Source organism: Oceanibaculum pacificum, assembly GCF_001618175.1.
In the GTDB taxonomy this organism is placed as follows: domain Bacteria; phylum Pseudomonadota; class Alphaproteobacteria; order Oceanibaculales; family Oceanibaculaceae; genus Oceanibaculum; species Oceanibaculum pacificum.
Map to the genome: position 1 here is coordinate 1 of NZ_LPXN01000126.1, position 22,096 is coordinate 22,096.

Annotated in this window: 22 protein-coding genes; 13 read left to right on the forward strand and 9 right to left on the reverse strand. The window is 66.7% G+C overall.

Annotation, left to right across the window (positions count from 1 at the left end; translation table 11 throughout):
* From AUP43_RS12930 to AUP43_RS12940, 3 genes are all read right to left on the reverse strand, one after another.
* On the reverse strand, positions 1 to 2,495 hold a 2,495-nt coding region (locus tag AUP43_RS12930), incomplete at its 3' end, for a DUF4347 domain-containing protein (protein ID WP_084462792.1).
* Positions 2,496 to 2,691: 196 nt separating this feature from the next.
* A complete protein-coding gene (locus AUP43_RS12935; protein WP_067557752.1) occupies positions 2,692 to 3,399 on the reverse strand; it encodes a response regulator transcription factor in 708 nt (235 codons plus the stop codon).
* Entirely contained in the window at positions 3,396 to 5,306 is a 1,911-nt protein-coding gene (locus AUP43_RS12940) for a sensor histidine kinase (RefSeq protein ID WP_157089348.1), read from the reverse strand. The genes AUP43_RS12935 and AUP43_RS12940 overlap by 4 nt, the downstream gene beginning before the upstream one ends.
* Before the next feature lie 163 nt (positions 5,307 to 5,469).
* On the opposite strand from AUP43_RS12940, the gene AUP43_RS12945 reads away from it, so the two are divergent.
* The gene (locus AUP43_RS12945) at positions 5,470 to 7,041 is read left to right on the forward strand and encodes an ATP-binding response regulator (protein WP_232315152.1); all 1,572 of its coding nucleotides are present in this window, start codon (positions 5,470 to 5,472) and stop codon (positions 7,039 to 7,041) included.
* Here AUP43_RS12945 and AUP43_RS12950 read toward each other — a convergent pair.
* Complete coding sequence (locus tag AUP43_RS12950) at positions 7,038 to 7,673, reverse strand: response regulator (protein WP_067557758.1); 636 nt, start codon at positions 7,671 to 7,673, stop codon at positions 7,038 to 7,040. The genes AUP43_RS12945 and AUP43_RS12950 overlap by 4 nt on opposite strands.
* Before the next feature lie 216 nt (positions 7,674 to 7,889).
* Here AUP43_RS12950 and AUP43_RS12955 point away from each other — a divergent pair, with 216 nt between their 5' ends.
* The 5 genes from AUP43_RS12955 to AUP43_RS12975 all read left to right on the forward strand — a co-directional run bounded on the left by AUP43_RS12955 (position 7,890) and on the right by AUP43_RS12975 (position 13,021).
* A complete protein-coding gene (locus tag AUP43_RS12955; RefSeq protein WP_067557761.1) occupies positions 7,890 to 9,047 on the forward strand; it encodes an ABC transporter ATP-binding protein in 1,158 nt (385 codons plus the stop codon).
* Positions 9,040 to 9,984, forward strand: coding sequence for a carbohydrate ABC transporter permease (locus AUP43_RS12960; RefSeq protein WP_084462793.1), 945 nt, complete (start codon positions 9,040 to 9,042; stop codon positions 9,982 to 9,984). Before AUP43_RS12955 ends, AUP43_RS12960 begins: the two co-directional genes overlap by 8 nt.
* Complete coding sequence (locus AUP43_RS12965) at positions 9,981 to 10,814, forward strand: carbohydrate ABC transporter permease (RefSeq protein WP_067557764.1); 834 nt, start codon at positions 9,981 to 9,983, stop codon at positions 10,812 to 10,814. Before AUP43_RS12960 ends, AUP43_RS12965 begins: the two co-directional genes overlap by 4 nt.
* Before the next feature lie 31 nt (positions 10,815 to 10,845).
* Positions 10,846 to 12,117 (forward strand): ABC transporter substrate-binding protein, encoded by a 1,272-nt coding sequence (locus AUP43_RS12970; protein ID WP_067557767.1) that lies wholly within the window; start codon positions 10,846 to 10,848, stop codon positions 12,115 to 12,117.
* Between the two features lie 64 nt (positions 12,118 to 12,181).
* Complete coding sequence (locus AUP43_RS12975) at positions 12,182 to 13,021, forward strand: phosphodiesterase (RefSeq protein ID WP_067557770.1); 840 nt, start codon at positions 12,182 to 12,184, stop codon at positions 13,019 to 13,021.
* A 113-nt stretch (positions 13,022 to 13,134) separates the two neighbouring features.
* Here the strand turns inward: AUP43_RS12975 and AUP43_RS12980 are convergent, their stop codons facing one another.
* Positions 13,135 to 13,656: a TIGR02444 family protein gene (locus tag AUP43_RS12980; RefSeq protein WP_067557774.1), complete on the reverse strand. Its 522-nt coding sequence runs from the start codon at positions 13,654 to 13,656 to the stop codon at positions 13,135 to 13,137.
* A gap of 5 nt (positions 13,657 to 13,661) precedes the next feature.
* On the reverse strand, positions 13,662 to 14,738 hold the full coding sequence (locus AUP43_RS12985) for an ATP-dependent 6-phosphofructokinase (RefSeq protein ID WP_067557777.1): 1,077 nt from the start codon (positions 14,736 to 14,738) through the stop codon (positions 13,662 to 13,664).
* Between the two features lie 111 nt (positions 14,739 to 14,849).
* Between AUP43_RS12985 and AUP43_RS12990 the strand changes: the two genes are divergently transcribed.
* Positions 14,850 to 15,056, forward strand: coding sequence for a YdcH family protein (locus tag AUP43_RS12990; protein WP_067557780.1), 207 nt, complete (start codon positions 14,850 to 14,852; stop codon positions 15,054 to 15,056).
* A 19-nt stretch (positions 15,057 to 15,075) separates the two neighbouring features.
* Here AUP43_RS12990 and AUP43_RS12995 read toward each other — a convergent pair whose 3' ends face one another.
* Positions 15,076 to 15,933 (reverse strand): dimethylarginine dimethylaminohydrolase family protein, encoded by an 858-nt coding sequence (locus tag AUP43_RS12995; RefSeq protein WP_067557783.1) that lies wholly within the window; start codon positions 15,931 to 15,933, stop codon positions 15,076 to 15,078.
* 101 nt (positions 15,934 to 16,034) lie between these two features.
* Between AUP43_RS12995 and AUP43_RS13000 the strand changes: the two genes are divergently transcribed.
* Positions 16,035 to 16,733, forward strand: coding sequence for a class II aldolase/adducin family protein (locus AUP43_RS13000; RefSeq protein WP_067557786.1), 699 nt, complete (start codon positions 16,035 to 16,037; stop codon positions 16,731 to 16,733).
* A gap of 13 nt (positions 16,734 to 16,746) precedes the next feature.
* Here the strand turns inward: AUP43_RS13000 and AUP43_RS13005 are convergent, their stop codons facing one another.
* Positions 16,747 to 17,496 carry a DUF1194 domain-containing protein gene (locus AUP43_RS13005; RefSeq protein WP_067557789.1) on the reverse strand — a complete coding sequence of 250 codons (750 nt, stop codon included), beginning with the start codon at positions 17,494 to 17,496 and terminating at the stop codon, positions 16,747 to 16,749.
* Between the two features lie 186 nt (positions 17,497 to 17,682).
* On the opposite strand from AUP43_RS13005, the gene AUP43_RS13010 reads away from it, so the two are divergent.
* The gene (locus AUP43_RS13010) at positions 17,683 to 17,907 is read left to right on the forward strand and encodes a DUF2842 domain-containing protein (RefSeq protein WP_067557792.1); all 225 of its coding nucleotides are present in this window, start codon (positions 17,683 to 17,685) and stop codon (positions 17,905 to 17,907) included.
* Between the two features lie 70 nt (positions 17,908 to 17,977).
* Here the strand turns inward: AUP43_RS13010 and AUP43_RS13015 are convergent, their stop codons facing one another.
* Positions 17,978 to 18,931, reverse strand: coding sequence for a 2-hydroxyacid dehydrogenase (locus AUP43_RS13015; protein WP_067557796.1), 954 nt, complete (start codon positions 18,929 to 18,931; stop codon positions 17,978 to 17,980).
* Between the two features lie 77 nt (positions 18,932 to 19,008).
* Between AUP43_RS13015 and eda the strand changes: the two genes are divergently transcribed.
* The 4 genes from eda to AUP43_RS13035 all read left to right on the forward strand — a co-directional run bounded on the left by eda (position 19,009) and on the right by AUP43_RS13035 (position 21,964).
* Positions 19,009 to 19,641: a bifunctional 4-hydroxy-2-oxoglutarate aldolase/2-dehydro-3-deoxy-phosphogluconate aldolase gene (eda, locus tag AUP43_RS13020; protein WP_067557799.1), complete on the forward strand. Its 633-nt coding sequence runs from the start codon at positions 19,009 to 19,011 to the stop codon at positions 19,639 to 19,641.
* A 58-nt stretch (positions 19,642 to 19,699) separates the two neighbouring features.
* Positions 19,700 to 20,269: a hypothetical protein gene (locus tag AUP43_RS13025; RefSeq protein WP_067557802.1), complete on the forward strand. Its 570-nt coding sequence runs from the start codon at positions 19,700 to 19,702 to the stop codon at positions 20,267 to 20,269.
* A gap of 143 nt (positions 20,270 to 20,412) precedes the next feature.
* A complete protein-coding gene (purE, locus tag AUP43_RS13030; protein ID WP_067557815.1) occupies positions 20,413 to 20,877 on the forward strand; it encodes a 5-(carboxyamino)imidazole ribonucleotide mutase in 465 nt (154 codons plus the stop codon).
* A gap of 4 nt (positions 20,878 to 20,881) precedes the next feature.
* Complete coding sequence (locus AUP43_RS13035; RefSeq protein WP_067557806.1) at positions 20,882 to 21,964, forward strand: 5-(carboxyamino)imidazole ribonucleotide synthase; 1,083 nt, start codon at positions 20,882 to 20,884, stop codon at positions 21,962 to 21,964.
* Positions 21,965 to 22,096: the final 132 nt, after the last annotated feature.

Genomic DNA, 22,096 nt, shown 5'->3' on the forward strand with positions numbered 1-22,096 from the left:
CCGCCGCCCAGATCGATGGTGCCGCTGGCGGCCTGGCCGTTCAGCGCCGTCAGATTGGAGATCGTCACCGTGATCATATCGCCAACCGCGAAGTCGGTGATGGTGTCGCCGGCCCACCGGTTTATCGGGGCAATGAAGCTATCCGCGCCGGCCCCGCCGGTCAGCGTATCGGCACCCATGCCGGCGCGCATGGTGTCGTCACCGCTGCCGCCGATCAGGATGAAACTGCCGTCGGCTTCCGCAAAGCCGTTCCAGTCAATCGCCCCGGTGGCGGCGGAGCCATCGACGGTCAGGGTCTGGCCTTCCGCCACCGTCGCGTCGTCGGTGGTGATTTTGACGGTGCCGGTCGCATGGCCGATCGCCACCGTCTCGACATTGGTGAGCGTCGTGGCGCTGAAGGTGACGTCCTGCGCCGCCGTGATGTTCAGCGTGTCGTTGCCGTCACCGCCATTGATGTTGTCGTCTGCGTTCAGCGCATCGGCGATGCTGGCATTGAAGCTATTGTCGCCCGCCGTGCCCGTGAAGGAATCGTTGCCAACCGTCAGCTCCGGCGGCGCGAGGGTGATCGTGGTTTCGCCGGTAATCGCGTCATAGGCGGCCTTGAAGGTGCCGCTGTTCGCGCTGAGCCCGGTAAGCGTCAGGAGCTTGCCGCCCCCCAGCTCTATAGCGTCGCTGGCCGCCAGACCGTTCAGCGCCGTCAAGTCGACGCCTTGGAGGACAACGCTGTCACCCATGGCGAAGTCAGAAATCGTGTCGCCATCGAGATCGTCCACGCCGCCCTGGAAGACGTCCTCGCCCGCACCGCCGGTCAGCGTATCGTTTCCGACGCCGCCGGCCAGCGTATCGTCGCCGGCACCGCCGATGATCGCATCGTCCCCGCCGCCGCCGGTCAGAGAATCGTCGCCCGCGCCGCCGGTGATCGCGAAGGCCCCGTCGGTCTCCGCGCTGCCGTCCCAGGAAATCGCGCCATCGGCCCCGGAGCCGTCGACAATCATGGTCTGGCCGGCGGCGACGGTGGCGTCGTGGGTCGTGATCTTGACCGCCCCGCTGGCATGGCTGATGTTGACCGTCTCGACATTGGTCAGCGTCGTGTCGGTGAAGCCGACATCCTGCGCCGCCGAGATGACCAGCGTGTCGCTGCCGATGCCGCCGTCGATCACATCGCCTTCGTTCAGCGCGTTCGCGATGGCGGCGTTGATCGTGTCATCGCCCGCCCCCAACACCGGCGTCTCGTCGTCGACGGTCAGGTCGACCGGCTTGGGCGCCAGGGTGATGGTGGTGGAGCCATTGCTGTAAACGGCCTTGAAGTCGCCGCTGTCGGCCGTGATGCCGGTGAGCGTCATGAAATTGCCGTTGCCCAGATCGAGCTTGCCGCTGGCGGCAGCGCCATTCAGCAGCGTCGACAGGTCCGCGGATTGCACCACGATGGTGTCGCCGATGGCGAAATCGGTGATGGTGTCGCCCGCATGGTCGCCAACGGTGCCCAGGAAGGTGTCGTTGCCGGCCCCGCCGGTCAGGCTGTCCGCCCCGCCATTGCTCTCGAAATAATCGTCGCCGTCGCCGCCGGAGATCGTGTCGGCGCCGTCGCCGCCTTCGAGATTGTCGCCCGCCGAGCCGCCGGTGATGGAGAAAGCGCCGTCGGTCTCCCTGTATCCATTCCAGCTGACGAATTTGGTCGCGGCGGAGGCATCGACAATCAGGGTCTCGCCGGCCGCGACGGTGGCATTATGGGGGGTGATTTGAACCGAGCCGCTGGCATTCTCGATGACCACTTCCTCGACATTGACCAGGGTCGTGGCGTTGAAATCGACGCTATGCGCCACACTGATGATCAATGTGTCGTAGCCGGCGCCGCCATCGATCTCGTCATCCTCATTCAACGCCAAATTGGCATCGACAACGAAAGTATCGTCGCCGGCGGTGCCGGTAATCTCATCGTACGGCCCCATGACGGGGTTATGCACCAGCGTGTACTCCGCCAGCAGCCCGGCGAAGGCTTCCCGCGCCGCCGGGGTGAAGGCGGGAATAGCCGGCAGGCCGTCCGGCGTGCGGAACGACCAGCCGCCGCCCAGCGCCGTGCCGCCGACCGGACCTTGCGACGCGGCGACCGGCGCGCCCAGCGCGTCCTGCAGGTCAGCCACGAAATCCTGCCCGATCTCGCCCTCGGCCACCGAGCAGCCATAGAGCAGCACTTCCGCGTCAGCCGCCAGGCAGGCCGCGATGCGCCGCAGCGCCGCCGCCTCCCCCGCCAGCCCGGCGGCATCGACCAGAGCGCCCGCCAGATGCAGCGCGCCGGGTTCGCCATGGGACAGGATGTGCAGGTCGCTCAGCGGGCCATGACGCTCCGCCAGCGCCGCGATCTGCGCCAGGGGCGTCGCTTCCGGCGTCAGATAGGCGACGGCGAAATCCGCTGGCCGCGCCTCGATCAGGTCCGTCGCGCCGGAAAGCGCGCCGTCGATGACAAGCAGCTTACTGTTGGCAGTGGCGTAAAACATTCAAAGGACCCCTTATGTGACTTTGGAGGTCCCCCGCGAATGTTCCGGGCGCGGCCCGATCGTCACCGGTTTTCCGGCATACGACCGCACGCGCGCAACCGTCGCACGAGACCATTGCTACCCGTCTTTGTGGGGGAAGATTTTCAGGACGGTCAGTCTCAACCGTCTCAATTGTCTCAAGGAATCGAAAATTCCGTCAGGAGTCGATGAACACGACGCCCTTGCCGAAAATCGCCCGGATCGGCAGTCGGAAACGCTGTTCCCGCGCCTTCTTCCGCAGCCGGCTCAGGATGACGTCGATGCGGTGGGTTTCCGGATGCTCGTCATATTCGAACAGCTGGTCGTGCAGGATTTCCTTGGCGTAGACCTGGCTGGGATTGCGATAGAGGATTTGCAGCAGCGCGAATTCCTGCGCCGTCAGCCTGAGTATCCCGCCATCGGGGGCGACCAGGCAGGACCGGGCGGCGTCGAGCGTCCAGTTCGACGATTGAGCCGCCTCCTGCAAGGACGAATCCTCCGACAGGCCGTCGCCGCGGATGCGCGCCCACAGCTTGTCGATCTCTTCCGCCAGGCGGGCGAAATTCACCGGCTTCACCAGATACACGTCGGCGCCCAGGGTGAGGCCGCGCAGCCTGTCGGTCTGGCCGCCGCGCGCGCTGACCACGATCAGCCCGAAGCCCGACATCTCGTTCAGATACTCGATGACGCTGAATCCGTCCTCGCCCGGCAAACCCAGATCGACCAGCACGATATCGACCGGGTTGCGGTGCAGCTGCTTCCAGAAATCCTCGGCGCTGGCCGCGCCCCAGGCCGCGAGGCCCTTCGATTGCAGGAAGAACACCAGCTCCTCGCGCAGATCGTCATTATCCTCGATGAGGGCGATACGGGGTGTGGGTTTGCTCATGAATCGGTCGCTGGCGGCGTTGCGGGCAGGAAAACCTCGAAGCGGCATCCGGCCGGCGTATTGGCGGCCAGGATGATATCGCCGCCATGGGCCAGTGCTATCTGCCGGGCGACGAACAGGCCCAGCCCGGAACCGCGCTGCCGTCGGCGGCCCTGACTCTCCCCCTGGCGGTAGCGCTCGAAGATCAGGCCGGCCTGGCCCCGGGGGATGCCCCGGCCCTGATCCTGGATCGACACCACATAGCGCTCGTCCCGGCGGACGATACCGACATCGATGCGGCCATGCTCGGAATATTTCACCGCATTGTCCAGCAGGTTGGACAAGGCTATCCGCAGCAGGGCCGGATCGGCCTGCACGATGACCGGCGCGCCGGTATCGGGTAGCCCGCCGACCGTCAGATGCAGCCGGTGCAGGTCGGACATTTCCACCAGCTGCGCGGCGGCGCGAACCTGTTCGACCAGGTCGACCGGCTGCATGTCGAGATACAGCGTATCGGCCGACAGGCGGGCATCGGCCAGGCAATTATCGGTAAGCTGCGACAGCCGGTCGGTGGCGCGCTGGATCTTGTCGTAGCGCTTCAGCACCTGCTCCCGATCCGCCAGGCCGGGGCGCAGATTCTCCAGCGCGGCGGAGATGACCGCCAGCGGCGTGCGGAATTCGTGGCTCACCATGGCGACGAATTGGCGCTGGTTGAAGCTGGCTTCGCGCTCGACCCGCAATTCGCGCTCAAGCTGCCTTTCCTGGCTGATCCGACGCACGATCAGGATCATCACCGTCAGCATGATAGCCATCATGACGAACTGCCACTGCCCGAACAGCATGGGGCTGAAGCCGATAAGGCCGCGCAGCATCAGCTCATGCAGCAGGCCGGTCACCGAAAACACCGCCGGCAAGGTGACGATCGCGGCATCCATGCTGCGCATCCGCCCCAGCCGGTAGAGCCGGAGGATCGCCTGCACGGCCATGCCGGCGATAACCACACAGATGACGATCTGCATGTCCTTGGCGAATTCGTAGAATCCCAGGGGAATGGAAAGCTGCAACAGCAGGCTGAGGCCGATCGCCGCCATGACCCCGCGGTACAGCCGGGGCGAATGCTCGCGAATATTCAGCACCTCCGCCGACATCCAGAAAATCGTGCTGTAGGTCACCAGCGTCATGATGCTGGTCAGGTAATGTTGCAGCGGCCCCCAGATATCGCCGAACAGCCAGGTCACATAGCCCTGGATGCAGGCAATGCCCAGATACACCGCCGAAACGGACCCGATCGACCAGAGCACCCGGCTGTTGAGGTAGAGCGCCAGCAGGATGGCGAGCGCGCTGGAGAATGCGGCCATGCCGAAATAGAAGCTCCAGAAGGAAGTCGCCCACGCCGCCTGCCCCAGGAACGCCGCCGGTTGCCAGAGCATCGGAAACAGGATCACGGCGCTGGTGCTCTGCACCCGCAGGACGATGTCGTAGCCTTCGCTCGCCGGGGCCGGCTGGGAAAAGGTATAGACCGGGAAACGATAGTTCAGATCGTCGTCCGGCGCGCCCCAGCGGTCGCCGGCCTCCCGCCGCCGCCAGGGCGCTGCCCCATCGAGCGGCCGGCTGTACAGGGTCAGCAGGTCGAGATAGACCGGGCTGAGCTGCATCCACAGCGCGTCGTCCTCGAAGCGCTCCCTGGGAATCGTGAAGCGCAGCCAGAAGGCCGAGTCGGTGTAGCCCCGCGACAGCACCCGGTTCTCCCGCCGCAGCTCCTCCGCCGGCAGCGCCAGGAAATCCTCCAGCGTCATCCGGCCGGTGGGATCCTCGTAGAGATCGTAGGGCAGGTCGGGACCGACCGAATAGGATCTGGCGACCGCGCCGGCCGCACCGAACAGCATGCCGGCGAGAAGCAGCCCGGTCAGGAAAAACAAGCCTCGCATCGACAGCGGCCAGCCCTCGGTTTTCAAAAGCGATGGCTCAATCTAGAGGCTTACGCCGCTGCTGGTCACGGTTATCTGCTTAGTGCAGCACAATTTTTCTTGGACATCCGGTCGGCGGAAACTTCATCGAACCGAAATAATCTGCTGCCGCCGGCACTTTAGAATGGTGGTTTTCCCGATGCATTGGGGCGATGCCATGGTGGCGCAAGACCAGCAAAGATGTCCACCAAAGGACACGCAGGCCGACAGCCTGATCGACGCCATCGAAAGCGCGTCCGAGGCGTTCGTAATCTGGGACGCGGAGGACCGCATGGTGTTCTGCAATTCCCGCTATAAGAGCTTCTTCGCCGAGCCGGAGAAAGTGCGCCCCGGCGTGCGGTTCGATTCGCTGGTGGAAATGAACATCGCCAACACCAGCGTCACCGAGATCAGCCTGCTGCCGGCCGGGTGGGACCCCGACCAATATCGCCGCGCCCGGCTCGACTGCCATAATCTGGCCAGCGACACCTTCATCCAGCTCCGCGACGGGCGCTGGCTGCAATCGCGCGAGCGACGCACCCGCGAGGGCGGCATTGTCGGCGTCTATACCGACATTACCGACCGCAAGCGCGCCGAGGAGGCCCTGGCCCTCGCCAAGCGCGCGGCGGAGGAGGCGAACCTCGCCAAGTCGCGCTTCCTGGCGGCGGCCAGCCACGATCTGCGCCAGCCGCTGCATGCCGTCGGCATCCTGGTCTCCGCCCTGTCGGCCCGGCTGGAGGAAGACCGGCAGAAGGAGATCGCCGGCCAGATCGGCGAATGCCTGGAAACGGTTTCCGGCCTGTTCGACGCGCTGCTCGATATTTCCAAGCTGGATGCCGGCGTGGTCGCCCCGGCCTTCGCGCCGGTGCCGCTCGGCCCGTTGCTGAAAGTGCTGCGGCGAGAATTCATGCCGCAGGCCGAGCGCAAGGGGCTGCGGCTGACCGTGCTGGAGAGCCGGCTGGCGGTGCGCAGCGACGCGGCCATGCTGGGGCGCATCCTGCGCAATTTCCTGTCCAACGCGATCAAATACACCGAGTCCGGCGGCGTCGTGCTGGGCGTGCGGCGGCGCGGGGCGGAGTTCCGGATCGACGTGATCGATAGCGGCCCAGGCTTCGACCCCGCCGAGGCGCAGGCCGTGTTCCACGAATTCCACCGTCTGGAAGGCGCGGCGGCGCAACAGGGCATTGGCCTCGGCCTGTCCATCGCCGACCGGCTGGCGCGGCTGCTGGAACACCGGCTGGAAGTGGCGACGCAACCCGGCGCCGGCGCGCGCTTCTCGCTCTATGCCGCCCCGGCCGAGGCGACCGTCGCGGCCGCGGCGCCGATGCCCGCGCCCAGCCGGGTGCTCTCCGGCCGCCGCCTGCTGCTGATCGACGACGATCCGGAAATCCGCCGGGCGGCGCTGCTGCTGTTCGAGGCCTGGGGCTGCCGCTGCGCCGCCGCTTCCGGCCTGGAGGACGCGGCGGCGGCGCTGGAGCGGCTGGACGGGCGGCCGGAAGCGATGATCGTCGATTATCACCTGAAACGCGGGCGCACCGGGGATTGGGTGGCGGCCCGCCTGGCCGAAAGGCTGGGCGCGCCGGTGCCGACCGTGATGGTCACCGGCGAGACCGCGCCGGAGCTGTTGCAGAAGGTGCAGGGGCTGGGCTTCCCGGTGCTGCACAAGCCGTTGCAGCCGATGCGGCTGCGCGCCATGCTGCAGCACCTGCTGGCTTAGGGCCGCCGGTAGCGGCGGGCCAGCACGGCGGCCTCGATGCGCGAGGCGATGCCGAGCCGGCGCAGGGTCTGGGAGACCTGGTTCTTCACCGTCTGTTCGGCCAGCCCCAGCCGGTCGCCAATGGCGCGGTTGGTCAGCCCCTCGCCCAGCAGCGCCAGTATCTCGCCCTGCCGCTCCGTCAGCCCCAGGGTTTTCGGGTCCAGGGCCGGCCGCTCGGGCCTCGGCTCCTCCTCGCCATCGATGATCGAGGGCGGCACGTAGACGCCGCCGGCCAGCACCAGCCGCAGCGCGCCGGCCATCACCTCGGTGCGGGTCGATTTCGGCAGGTAGCCGGCCGCCCCCGCCGCCAGCGCCCGGCGGATCAGCGCCGGCGTCTCATCCGCCGACACCACGATGACGGCGACCGCCGGGAAATGCTGGCGCAGCAGGTCCAGCCCCTCCAGCCCGCGCGCGCCGGGAATCACCAGATCCAGCAGCACCAGCCCGATTTCCGGGTCGCGGCCCAGACAATCGATCACCTGCGGCAGGGTCTCGACCTCCAGCACCGGCATGCCCGGGGCGCAGCCTTCCAGCATCTCGCGCAGGCCGCTGCGGATCAGGGCGTGGTCGTCGGCGATCAAGGCTTTCGGCATGGCGTCGCCCTATAGCGGAACCGGTACGGTACGAAAGTACCAAGTCCTGCCTCCCCGCTCAATCGCCGCCTTCGAGCGGTTGCGAAGCGGACGGCGGATCATCCGGCCGGGCCATCCGGTACCTCTTGTTTTCCAATATTCAAGCCACGGTCAAAAAACGATCCGCATACGCCGCCTAATGTCTCCCGGCCTACTGCACACAGGACAGGGATCCCGATGGCTGGCATCGACATAGACGGCATTACCAAGAATTTCGGCCGCACCGAGGTGCTGCGCCGGGTCGATCTCGACATCCGCGCCGGGGAGTTCATGACGCTGGTCGGCCCGTCGGGCTGCGGCAAGTCGACCCTGCTGCGCATCGTCGCCGGGCTGGAGCTGCAATCCAGCGGCTCGGTGCGCATCGCCGACACGCCGGTCGACAGCCTGCGGCCGCGTGACCGCGACCTGGCGATGGTGTTCCAGTCCTACGCGCTCTACCCCCATCTGACGGTCGGCGAGAACATCGCCGTGCCGCTGCGCATGCGGCGGCTGAAGGGACATCAGCGCTGGCCCTATCTGGGCGCTTTCATGCCTGGCGCGCGCGGCATTGAGCGCGCCATCGCCGCCGAGGTCGAAGCGGTCGCCGCGATGCTGGATATCGGCCATCTGCTGGCGCGCAAGCCGGGCCAGCTTTCCGGCGGTCAGCGCCAGCGCGTGGCGCTGGGCCGGGCCATGGTGCGCCACCCCAAGGCCTTCCTGATGGACGAGCCGCTATCGAACCTCGACGCCAAGCTGCGCGTCCATATGCGCGCCGAGATCGCGCAGCTGCATCGCCGGCTGGGCACCACCTTCATCTATGTCACGCACGATCAGGCCGAGGCGATGACCATGTCGGACCGCATCGCCGTGATGATGGACGGTGCTGTCCTGCAGGTGGCCTCGCCGGACACGGTCTATAACGATCCGACCGACATCCGCGTCGCCGAATTCATCGGCAGCCCGAAGATCAACGTGCTGCCCGCCATCGTGCGGCCCGATGGCGGGCTGGCGGTCGAGGACAGCGTCATTCCGGTCGAGGCCGCGGCCCCGCCGGGCGACCCGGTGAAGCTCGCGTTCCGGCCGGAACATGCCTTGCTGGCCGATCCCGCCCAGGCAGCGCTGCGCGGGCGGATCGCGCATGTCGAGAATCTCGGCTCCGACATTCTGGTGCATGTGCGGGTCGGCGAGAGCGGCCAACCGCCGCTTGTGGTGCGCACCGCGCCGAACGGTCACCGGCACGAGATCGGCGAGAAGATCGGCATCGACCTGTCTTCCCGCCCGCCTTTGCTGTTCGGCCGCGACGGCAAGCGCATCGGCGTTGGCGCCGCCCGGCGGCGGGAGGTCGCCCATGGTTGATCACGCCCTGGACCGCCCGCTGACGGTATCGACGCCGGTTTCCGACAGGATGGGGCGCTGGGTGCGGCTGCGCCAGGCAATGGCCGCCTACGCGCTATGCACGCCGGCGGTGGTGTTGATGCTCGCCCTGCTGGTCGGGCCAATCCTGGCGGTGATGGCCTTGTCGGTCACCGACTACCAGCTTGGCGCGAAGAGCCTCGCCTTCATCGGACTGGAGAACTACGCCGAGATGTTCGGCGACCGGGTGTTCTGGATCTCGCTGACCAACACGATGATCTATGTCGCCATCGTGGTGCCCGGCTCGGTGCTGCTGGGCCTCGGCGTCGCCCTGCTGATCGAGGCCGGAGACAGCGGCAAGACCTTCTATCGCGCGGTGTTCTTCCTGCCGGTCATGGCGACGCTGATCGCCATGGCCATCGTCTGGGAATTCATGCTGCACCCGCAATTCGGGCTGGTGAATTTGCTGCTGAAGCTGGTCGGCATCGCGCCGCAGAACTGGCTGACCGACGGCGACCTGGCGCTTTACGTGCTGGCGACGATCGGCATCTGGCAGGCGGTCGGCTTCAACATGGTGCTGTTCCTGGCCGGCATCGTCTCGATCCCGCGCTTTCTCTACGACGCGGCGGAGATGGACGGCGTACCCAGCGCCTGGGAGCGGTTCCGCCTGGTGACCTGGCCGATGCTGGGGCCGGTGACGCTGTTCGTGGTGGTCATCACCTCGATCCGCTCCTTCCAGGTGTTCGACACGGTGCATGTGCTGACCAAGGGCGGGCCGAACAAGGCGACCGAGGTGCTGCTCTACAGCATGTACGCCGAGGGGTTCGAGTTTTTCCGCTCCGGCTACGCCGCCGCCATCACCGTCATCTTCCTGGTCTTCGTGCTGCTGCTGACGGTGGTGAAGACCCAGCTTCTCGACAAGAAGGTGCATTACCAATGAGCGCCCGCCCGACCCTCGGCTTCGCCATTTTGCGCCATGCGCTGCTGCTGCTGGGCGCCGCCTTCATGCTGGCCCCCTTCGTGTGGATGATCTCGACCTCGCTGAAGCCCTCGACGGAAATCTTCCTCGATCATGTCCGCCTGTGGCCCGACCAGTTGGCGGTGGTGGAGAATTACACCGCCGCTTTCACCAAGGCGCCGCTGCTGTGGTTCCTGCTGAACGGGGTGATCGTCACAATCTCGATCTTCGCCTTGCAGGTGCTGGTGGCGCTGCCCTGCGCCTATGCGCTGTCGAAGCTGCGCTTCAAGGGCAAGCAGGCGCTGTTCGCGGTGGTGCTGCTGTGTCTGCTGATCCCGCCGCACGCCATCTCGGTGCCGCTGTTCCTGCTGTTCCACCAGATCGGCATTCTCGACAGTTACGCAGCCCTGGTCGTGCCCTTCATCATCTCGGTGTTCGGCATTTTCCTGATGCGGCAATTCTTCATGACCGTGCCGGATGATCTGATCGACGCCGCGCGGATGGACGGCATCTCGGAGTTCGGCATCGTCTGGCGCGTCATGCTGCCGACCGCCATCCCGGCGCTGACCGCCTTCGGCATCTTCTCCGTGGTCGCCCACTGGAACGATTATTTCTGGCCGCTGATCGTCATCAACAGCGAGCATCTGCTGACACCGCCGCTCGGCGTCGCTGCCTTCCGCAATCAGGAGGCCGGCACCGATTTCGGCCCGCTGATGGCCGCCGCCACCATCGTCATCGCCCCTCTCGTGATCGCCTTCCTGATGGCGCAGCGCCGCTTCATCGAGGGCATCGCGCTGACGGGCATGAAGTAACCCCGTACGTCAACCAAGCAGGAGTAACGCCATGCTGAAGCATATACTCGCAACCGCGGCCGTCGCCGGCATGACCATCGCCGGCGCGGCGCAGGCCGCCACCGAGATCGTCGTGCAGTACCCCTATGGCGAGCTGTTCAACGAGACCCACAAGCAGCTGAAGGCGGAATTCGCCAAGACCCACCCCGACATCACGGTCACCTTCCGCACGCCCTACGATTCCTACGAGGAAGGCACCCAGAAGATCCTGCGCGAGGCGGTGACCAACCAGCTGCCGGACGTCACCTTCCAGGGGCTGAACCGGGTGCGCATCCTGGTCGACCGCGACATCGCCGTGCCGATGGACGAATTCATCAAGGCCGAGAAGGAGTTCGAGAAGGAAGGCTTCCACCAGGCGATGTTCGACATCGGCGCGCAGAACGGCAAGGTCTACGCCCTGCCCTTCGCCATCTCGCTGCCGATCACCTACTGGAACCTGGATCTGGTGAAGCAGGCCGGCGGCGACCCGGACAATCTGCCGACCACCTGGGACGGCGTGATCGACATGGCGAAGAAGATCGACGCGCTGGGCCCGGACATTAACGGCCTGACCTATGTGTGGGACATCACCGGCAACTGGCTGTGGCAGGCCCCGGTCTTCGCCCAGGGCGGCACCATGCTGAACGAGGACGAGAGCAAGGTGGCCTTCGATGGCCCGGCCGGTCAGTTCGCGATGAAGACCCTGGCCCGCTTCGTCACCGAGGCCAACATGCCGAACCTGTCGCAGCCGGACGCCCGCGCCACCTTCGCCGCCGGCAAGACGGGCATTCACATCACCTCCACCTCCGACCTCGCCAAGACCACCGAGATGATCGGCGGCAAGTTCACCCTGAAGACCCACACCTTCCCGGATGTGAAGCCGGGCGAAGGCCGCCTGCCGGCTGGCGGCAACGTCGCCATGATCGTCTCCACCGACACGGCCAAGCACAAGGCCGCCTGGGAGTTCGTGAAGTTCGCCACCGGCCCGCTGGGTGCGTCGATCATGGCCAAGACCACCGGCTACATGCCGCCGAACAAGGTCGCCAACGAAGTGTATCTGAAGGATTTCTACGTCCAGAATCCGAACAACTACACCGCCGTGAAGCAGTTGCCGATCCTCACCAAATGGTACGCCTTTCCGGGTGAGAACGGCCTGAAGATCACCGACGTGATCAAGGACCACATGAACTCCATCGTCACCCGCAGCCGTGCCAACGAGCCGCAGAAGGTGCTGGACGACATGACCCGCGACGTCCAGAAGCTGCTGCCGAAGAAGGCCAGCTAAAACCCGTCATCGACCTGTCGGGGCCGGCCGCGCGGCTGGCCCCGCTTTCTTGAAAGCCCCCCCGATGAAACTGATTCACCTGACCGACACCCATTTCGTGCGTGCTGGCGAGATGCTTTACGGCCTCGACCCGAAAGCCCGGCTGGATGCCTGCATCGCCGATATCAACCGCAATCATGGCGACGCCGACCTGGCGGTCATTACCGGCGACCTGACCCATTTCGGCGACCGCGAGGCCTTCCAGGCGCTGCGCCAGTCGCTCGATGCGCTCACCGTGCCCGTACAGCTTATTGTCGGCAATCACGACACCAACGCGGTGTTCCGCGATATCTTTCCGGAAGTGCCGGTCGACGAGACCGGGGCCGTGCAGAGCGTGCGCGACATGCCGGCCGGCCGGCTGATCTTCCTCGACACCACCAAGGCCGGCACCCATGCCGGCTGGTACGACGAAGCCCGCCTGGACTGGCTGGACGCGCGCCTCGCGGAGAGCGGCGACAGCCCCGTCTTCCTGTTCATGCACCACCCGCCCTTTCCGGTCGGCGTGCCGGCGATGGACCGCATCGGGCTGATGCAGCGCGACCTGTTCGGCGCGCGGATGACGCCCTATCTGCCGCGCATCCGGCATTTGTTCTTCGGCCATGTGCACCGGCCGATCTCCGGCTCCTGGCGCGGCGTGCCGTTTTCCACCCTGCGCGCCATGAACCATCAGGTCTGGCTCGATTTCAGCGATGCCGAGGGCGTGCCCGGCAGCCACGAGCCGCCGGCCTACGCAATCGTGCTGATCGCGCCGGAACAGGTGGTCATCCATTTCCACGATTTCCTGGACGACAGCCGCAAATTCAACCTGAAGGACGTCGAATACAGCTTCTGGACGGAACAGGAAGCCCGGCTTTCAGTGGCATAGCGCCGGGCCGAGAAGATGAGCGCTGGCCGTCACCGCCGCCCTGATTCGGCAGCGGCCTTGTCGGCGCAGCAGGCCGCGAAGGTAATGGCGGCGGTGAGCTGGGCCGTCATGCGCTAGGATGGCTCGGGGAACACCGCCGCCAGCAGCGCCACCACCAGCGCTTGCGTGCGGTCGTTCAGCGGCACTTCGGATACCCGCATATAGGTCGCCAGATTGGCGGCGGCGGCGGCGGCGTTCGGCGCGAGCGTATCCGCGCCGACACTCTCCAGCACCTGTTGTTGCAAGCGCTCGGCCTCCAGCTCCACATCGGCGACGCGATGGCGGAACACTTGCAGGTCGTTTTCCGGGATCGGCGGGAAACCCGGCTTCAGCAGCCGCCGCAAGCGGCGCAGCGGGCGCACGATCTCGTCGCGCCAATTGGCCACAAGCTCCATCGCCGCCGCCATTTCCGGCTCGCTCAAGCGCTCGCCGCGCCAGCAGCCATAGAGCAGCAGATTAACGTCGAGCCCGAATTTATCCTGCAACGCCAAGCAGATATCGGCCACGCCCTGGCGTTCGTATATGTCTGTCGAGAACGCCCACAGCCCCGGTTTGGCGTCCGCTTTGGTTTCCGCTTTCGCCTCTGGCTTCGCCATTCCCCTCAATCTCCAAATGAAATGCCCAGTTGCCGCGCCGTGCGCACCAGCGGCCCGGCTGGATCGACCCGATGCGACCGATCCACGATTTCCGCCAGCGGCACATCGACCACCTGGCGATTCTGCCAGGCGACCATGCGGTCGAATCGTCCCTCGGCGATCAGATCGACCGCCTTCGCGCCATAGACCGAGGCCAGCAGCCGGTCCTGCGGCACCGCTTCCGCCCCGCGCTGCACATGGCCCAGCACGGTCACCCGTGTCTCCGCCCCGGTCAGCTCCGCCAGCCGGTCGCCCAGATACTGGCCGATGCCGCCATAGCGGGTCTGGCCGGACAGGCTGCGGGTGACCGCCTCGCCCTCGGGCGTCCGCACCGATTCGGCGACCACCAGCAGCGCGAAATTGCGGCCGCCCGCGCGAACGTCGCGAACCTTCTGTGCCACCTGCTCCAGCCGATAGTCGATTTCCGGGATCAAGATAACATCCGCCCCGCCCGAGATACCGGCGTTCAGCGCAATATGACCGGCGTCGCGCCCCATCACCTCCAGCACCATCACGCGGTCATGGCTGGCGGCGGTGGGTTGCAACCGGTCCAGCGCCTCGATGGCGACCTGCACGGCGGTGGCGTAACCGATGGCATTCTCGGTCAGCGCCACGTCATTGTCGATGGTCTTGGGCACGCCGACCAGGTCGATACCTCCTTGTTGCGCCAATCGGCGCAGAATCGCCAGGCTGCCGTCGCCGCCAATGCCGATCAGCGCGTCCAGCCCCAGCGAGCGATAGCCCTCGATCACCTCGGCCGAGCGGTCGGCCCGGCCGCCATCCGGCATCGGAAAGGCGAAGGGATCGCCGGTGTTCACCGATCCCAGCACCGTGCCGGCGCGGCGCAGGAAGCTGCTGTCCAGCAGGTCGGGCGTCAGCGTCACGGCGTCGGCCGGGCGGCGCATCAGCCCGGCGGTGGCGTAACGGATGCCGACCATCTCCCAGCCCCGCTGGCAGGCATGGTGAGTTGCCGCCCGGATGCAGGCATTCAAGCCGGCGCAATCGCCGCCGCTGGTCAATATTCCGATGCGCTTCTTGCCCATATCGCTACGTCGCCCTTTTTTCGTTCATCGGAGTCTGGCAATAAACAGGAAGTTCCGGCGCGATGACAGAGTTGGATGCCCTCGCCCGCCCTCAGTACGATAACGGCCCGCATGGTTGACGAAGACGAAGACCGCCTCCTCGAAAGGCTGGAAGAGCTGCGCACCGAGCATCGCGACCTCGACGAGGTGATTGCGCGCCTGTCGGATGCCGTGCCGTTCGACCAGATCAAGCTGCAGCGGCTGAAGAAGCGCAAGCTGGTGCTGAAGGACCAGATCGCGCGCGTCGAATCGCAATTGCTGCCGGACATCATCGCCTGACGGACGCGGGCCGCCCGCGCTAGACCCGCCGCAAGGGCATCGACATGCAGCGCGGGCCGCCGCCGCCCATGGTGAACATTGTCAGGTCCGGGTCCAGCACCTCAAGCCCCAGGGCGCGCAGACCGGCATTGACCTCGCTGGAGGCGGCGGTGGAGAGCACCTTGCCGTTGCCCAGCCCCAAGACATTACAGCCCAGCTCCATCGCCGCCTTGTAGGGCACGTTCACCAGTTCGATCTTCTGCGCCTTCAGCCAGGCGACGCATTCCTCGGGCAGCACGTCCAGGCAGGCGACGGCGACGCCCTCGGCGGCCATGGCGAACAGCAGGTCCATATGCAGAAAATGCTCGGCGAAGGGCTGGCACCGCACCTCCCAGCCCTCCTGCTCGAACCAGCTTGCGGCCTGGCGGGCGGCGGTCGCCTTGGTGCGCTCCCCGGTATAGCCGATCATCAGCTTGCCCGGCCGCACCAGATGCACGTCGCCGCCTTCCAGCGAGCCGGCGGTGATCCAGTTCCAGATCGGGATCCCCGCCTCCTGGTAGAAGCGCACGATGGGTGCTACCTCGCCGACGCGCTGCGGCCGGCACATCTGCGTCACCATCACGCCCCAGGGCGTCGTGACGTCGGGATCGCGGGTATAGACCTGATAGGGCAGGTTCGGGTCCGGCTCGACGAAATGGCAGGTAACCCCCGCCCCCTCCAGCGCCTCGATGAACTCCCGATGCTGGCGCTTGGCGACCTGAAGATCGAAGGCCGTGCCGCGGCGCAGCGTTTCCTCGACCACGGAATTGGCCGGAAACCAGCGGAAATGATCCGGTTCGCACAGCAAAACATCGGTCAGGACGCCATATTCGTCGGCCACGCCATAAGGGGTGCTCATGTTCCTCTTTCCTCTCTGCCATGCACGCCGGAAACGTTAGCTGGATTGACAGGTTGGACGCCAGCTTTCACTGTCGGCGCACGGATCAACCGGGGATTTTCATGAGCGACGCGACAGACGAATCGACCCTGCGGCGGGACCTGATGGCGACCTGCCGGCTGTTCGGCCTGTACCGGCTGGCGCATATCGACGATGCCCGCATCACCGTGCGCGCCGCGGGCGGCGTGCTGGCCAAGCCGGACGATGTGGCGTTCGACCGCATGACCGTCGAGGATGTGCTGTTCGTTCCAGAAAACGCCGCCGATGACCGGGCCGATGCCGAGACCCTGGCGCTGCACCGCGCCATCCTGGCCGCCCGGCCGGAGGCGCAGGCGATCATCGAGGTCACCGGCAGCGCCGCCGGGGCGGTTGCCGCCGGCCAGGCCGGCGTGCTGCCGATCAGCCAGTTTTCCATGCAGTTCTACAATCGCCTGGGCATCGAGGAGTTGCCGGAGCCGGGCGACAACCGCGCCCCCGGCACCCGCACGGCGGCGGCGCTGGGCCAGCATATGGGCGTCATCCGCCGGCATCGCGGCATGCTGGTCTGCGGCCGCACCGTGCCGGAGGCCTTCATCTTCATGTTCTACCTGATCCGCTCCTGCCAGATTCAGGTGCAGGCGCTGACCGGCAATCCCGATCTGGTGCTGCCGAGCCATGAGGTGGCGGAGCATACGGCGCGCCAATATGAGCGCGACCCCACCCCGAGCGGCAAGCGCGAATGGCCCGCCCTGCTGCGCCTGGTGGGCCGCCTCGCCCGCTAATCGCCCAGCCCTGCTAATCGCCCAGCGTCGCCAGCTCGACCCGCACCGGTCCGGGCAGGGCGGCGATCTCGCGGATCAGCTTCTGCAGCACGGCGATGCGGAAATCGTCGAAGCTTTCCGCCACCACGATGAAGGCGCCCGGCCCGCCGATCACGCTTTCCTCGTAATAGCGGTCGAGGTTCAGCTCGCGCGGCGTCGGCGAGCCGAAAGGCTGCGGCCGGTCGTTCAGGATCGGCAGGCCGTTCACGATGATGCCCTTGGCGACGGCGTCGTCGCGGGCGAATTCCGCCGGGCGGCCCCGGTTGCTCGGCCCGTCGCCGGAAATATCGATCACCCGGCGCACGCCGTCATAGGGGCTGCGCTCCAGCATCGCCACGCAATGGTCGATGGCCGCGCCGATGCCGGTCCACATGGATCGGTTATTCGGCCGCGCCTCCAGGATGGCGGCGAATTTCTGTGCCGCCTCCGGCCCGTCGATCAGCGTCCAGTCGATCACCGTCCATTGATAATCCGCGCCCGCCCACTCGACATAGGATAGCGCGATACGGCCATGCTGGCCGTCCAGGATGGCCCGCATCACGGCGGGATGGCGGATCGCTTCCAGATAACCCTGGCGCTGCTGGTAGGCCTCGTAATCATCGACGCTGCCGGACACGTCCACCGCCAACACCAGCGCCACATCGACCGGCATGCCGGTGGCGCGGGCGGGGGAAGCGATGGCAAGGGCTATCGCGAGGCAGAAACCGAGGAAGGATAAACGCATGGCCGCTCCTTTTCGCGTCGGTGTGAAACCGCGCCAGGTTGGCCCCTTCCCTTATGCCCCTTTTGCTTGAGTGTGCGGCATGTGCCAGGCCGCCGCAACATGATAGAAGCCTGATAAAGAACGCCCGTCGATGCGCAGGGCCGCTCGACACTGGCCTTCGGCCGCAGACCGCCTTATCTTCCCGCCATGTCGCAAGAACGTCTCCCCTTCCGCTGGCGCTCGACCGTCGCGGTGTTCGCCATTCTGGCCGGCCTGATCGTCTATTCCCTGCTGGCGATGGTGATCGGCACCTATTTTCTGCCGCGCCACTGGGCGGCGGAACTGGCCTTCTATCTGATCGCCGGCATCGCCTGGGTCTGGCCCAGCGCCAAGCTGATCTCCTGGGCCGCCAAGACCGACGCGAAGCTGTAGGACTGGCCAACTGAAACTCCCTCGTCACCCTCGGGGTCAAGCCCAAGGGTGACGAGGGAGAAGAGGGTGCTTACTTGCCCTTGGTTTCCGGCACTTCGGTCAGCAGCGGCTGGCCGGCCAGGAAGGCCTTGATATTGTCGATCATCAGCTGGCCCATCGCCGTGCGGGTGGCGTGGGTGGCGCTGCCGACATGAGGCTGCAGGACGACATTCTCGGTCAGCTCGATCAGGCCCTGCGGCACTTCCGGCTCCTTCTCGAACACGTCGAGGCCGGCCGCGCCCAGCTTGCCGGACTTCAGCAGCTCGACCATCGCCGGCTCGTCGACCACGGTGCCGCGCGCCACGTTGATCAGGATGCCGCTCGGCCCCAGCGCCTCCAGCACCTCGCGGCTGATCAGCTTCGCCGTCTCCGCGCCGCCGGGGATGATGACCATCAGCACGTCCACGTCGCGCGCCATCTCCACCAGGCTCGGATAGTACTTATAGGGTACATCCTTCTTCGAGCGGTTGTGGTAGACGACATTCATCTTGTGCGCGATGGCGCGGCTGGCGACCGCCTCGCCGATGCGGCCCAGGCCGACGATGCCCATGGTCTTGCCGGTGATGTTGGTGGTCAGCGGCATCGCGCCCTTCAGCCACTTGCCCTCGCGCACATAGCGGTCGCCGACGACCAGCTTGCGCGCCGTGCACAGCAGCAGGCCCATGGCGGTGTCCGCCACCTCGTCGTTCAGCACATCGGGCGAGTTGGTGGCGTGGATGCCGTGCTTGGCGCAGTAATCCACGTCGATCGTGTCGTAGCCGACGCCGAAATTGGCGACCAGGCCCAGCTTCGGGAATTTCGACAAGAGGGTCGCATTACAGCCATAGCCACCGGCGATGACGCGCAGGGTGGGCGCGAGATCGGCGATCATCTTGTCCTGGTCGGGCGCGGTCCACAGCTTGTGCAGGGTGAATTCGCGCTCCAGCGTCTCCACGGTGCCGGGATAGACGGCGCGGGTCAGCAGCACATCGGGCTTATTGCTCACGGGGTATTCCTCCGCTTGTTTATGGGGTTTACAACGTCGTCAGGCGTTATAACCGAGAAATCCAGGGAGGTGCAGCCATGACGCTGCGGGCGATGCTGGGAAATGTGCCGGTGATCCCGGTGCTGGCGATCCGCGAGCCGGCGCACGCCGTGCCGCTGGCCCGCGCGCTGGTCGCCGGCGGCCTGCCGGTGCTGGAGGTGACGTTGCGCACGCCGGCCGCGCTGGGGGCGATCCGCGCCATCGCCGATACGGTGGAGGGCGCGGTGCTGGGCGTCGGCACGGTGCTGAAACCGGGCGATCTGGAAGCGGCCGCCAAGGCAGGCGCGCGCTTCGCCGTCAGCCCCGGCCTGACCGGGGATCTGGCGCAGGCGGCGCAGGACGGGCCGATCCCGCTGCTGCCCGGCACCGCCACCGTGTCGGAGATGATGCGCGCGCGGGAGCTGGGCTTCACCGCGCTGAAATTCTTCCCCGCCGCCCAGGCCGGCGGGCCTGGCGCGCTGAAGGCCATCGCCCCGGTGCTGCCGGATTTGCGCTTCTGCCCGACCGGTGGCGTCTCGGCAGCGAACATGGCGGACTATCTAGCGCTGCCGACGGTATTCTGCGTCGGCGGTTCCTGGGTGGCGCCAGAGGCGGCGGTGGCGGCCGGCGATTGGGCGACGATCACCCGGCTGGCGGCGGACGCCGTGGCGGCAGCGGGAAAAACGGCCTAGAGGCCGCCGCAATCCGGACCTATATCCCTATAAGGCTTCATTTTGGGACGGACGCGTCATGCGCATCACCTCCAAGGCAGGGCTGGCCCTGCTGCTCGCCGGATCGACGATCCTAGCCGGCTGCACCGGGCCGGGCGCCACCCGGATCATGCGGGGCGGCGGCAGCTACCCGGCGGAATTCGCCCGCGACTATCTGCAATATGCCGGCCGCGAGGGGCCGGTGCTGCTGCAGGTCCAGGGAGACGCCTTCGGCAAGCCGCCAGCGGAAACGGCGCCGCGCCTGGCCGAGATGACGACCGGCGCGGTGTTCGGCCTGCCCATCGCCTTCACCGCCAACCGCGAGGCGGTGAGCGAGCCGAACTGGCGGGTGATCTTCGTGTTCGACAATGCCGCCGGGGCCAGCGACGACGCGCTGTGCGAGGGGCTCGCCCCGCAGGAAATGTCGGACCAGACGGATAATGTGATCGCGGCCTTCTGCTTCCGCGACCGTTCCTATGGCTATGTGCGCGGCTATGCCCGCAGCTTTGGAGGTCTGGACGATCCTGCCTTGCGCGATTACGCGCGGCAGATCGTCCGGGAGATGTTTCCCCCCGACCGTGAGGAGGAGCTGCGGAGCTTCGATGATTAGGGGTTGCGGCCGCTGGCGGTGAGGAAAGCTTGCGCCCCCCCTGCCGCTCCCTATAATGCCGCGCTTTCTTGCGCGAGCAGCCGCAAAGCAGGGAGCCGCAGGGCGTGACAGCAGCAAGCGAGCAGCCGGTCGTCGGCATCATCATGGGCAGCCAGTCGGACTGGCCGACCATGCGTCATGCTGCGGAGATACTGGAGCAGTTGGGCGTGGCCCATGAATGCCGCATCGTCTCCGCCCATCGCACGCCCAAGCGCTTGGTCGACTATGCCGAGAGCGCCAAGGCGCGCGGCCTGAAGGCGGTGATCGCCGGGGCCGGCGGGGCCGCCCATCTGCCGGGCATGGTGGCGTCCATGACATTGCTGCCGGTGTTCGGCGTGCCCATCGAGAGCAAGGCGCTGTCCGGCATGGACAGCCTGCTCTCCATCGTGCAGATGCCGGGCGGGGTGCCGGTCGGCACGCTGGCCATCGGCAAGCCGGGCGCGATCAACGCCGCCCTCATCGCCGCCTCGGTCATCGCCCATCTGGACCCGAAGGTCGCGGCCGCGCTGGAGGCCTTCCGCGCGCGCCAGACCGAGTCGGTCGCCGAGATTCCGAAGGACGAAGCCTGATCGCATGAAGAAGACCGGCATGATCGCCCCCGGTGCCACCATCGGCATGCTGGGCGGTGGGCAATTGGGGCGGATGGCGGCGCTGGCCGCCGCCAATCTGGGCTACAAGGTGCATGTGCTGACGCCGGAGATCGACAGCCCGGCCGGCCAGGTCTGCGCCGTCACGACCATCGCCGACTATACCGACCCGGCGGCGCTCGACGCCTTCGCCGCCGCCGTCGACGTGGTCACCTACGAGTTCGAGAATGTGCCGGTCGAGGCCGCCGAGCGGCTGGCCGAGACGGTGCCGGTACGCCCCGGTGCCGAGGCGCTGCGCGTCGCCCAGGACCGGCTACGGGAAAAGGAATTCGCCGCCAATCTGGGCATCGGCACCGCGCCGTTCCGCGCCGTGGGCGCGGCCGACGAGCTGGCCGCCGCGATTGCCGCCATCGGCGCGCCCGCGGTACTGAAGACCCGGCGCATGGGCTATGACGGCAAGGGCCAGGTTAAAATCGCCGCCGATACCGACCCGGCCCAGGCCTGGGCCGCCATCGGCGGCAAGCCGGCGATCCTGGAAGGGTTCGTTACCTTCGACATGGAGGTCTCGGTCATCGTCGCGCGCGGGACGGACGGAAAAAGCCTGTGCTATCCGCCAGTCGAGAACCGGCATGTGAACCATATCCTCGACACCACCATCGCCCCCGCCGCGATCTCGCCGGCGCTGGCCGCCGAGGCGGAGGAGATCGCCCGCAAGATGGCCGAGGCGCTGGATCTGGTCGGGCTGCTGGCGGTCGAGCTGTTCGTGACCCGCGACGGTCGCGTGCTGATGAACGAGATCGCCCCCCGGCCGCATAATTCCGGCCATTGGACGATGGATGCCTGCGTCACCAGCCAGTTCGAGCAGATGATCCGCGCCGTCTGCGGCCTGCCGCTCGGGTCGGTGGCGCGCCATGGCGACGCGGAGATGAAGAATTTGATCGGCGACCAGGCGCATGACTGGGCCGCCATCCTCGCCGACCCCGCCGCCAAGCTGCACCTCTACGGCAAGGCCGAGGCCCGCCCCGGCCGCAAGATGGGCCATGTGAACCGGATTATCCGCAAGGGCTAAAGGCGCTTCCTTACGGCCTCCCCACTCCGTCATCCCCATTCCGGCCGTCACCCCCGCACTTGTTGCGGGGGTCCAGGCCTCCGCTTGCTGGATATCGGTCGTGTAGGCTGCACCCTGGATTCCCGGCACAAG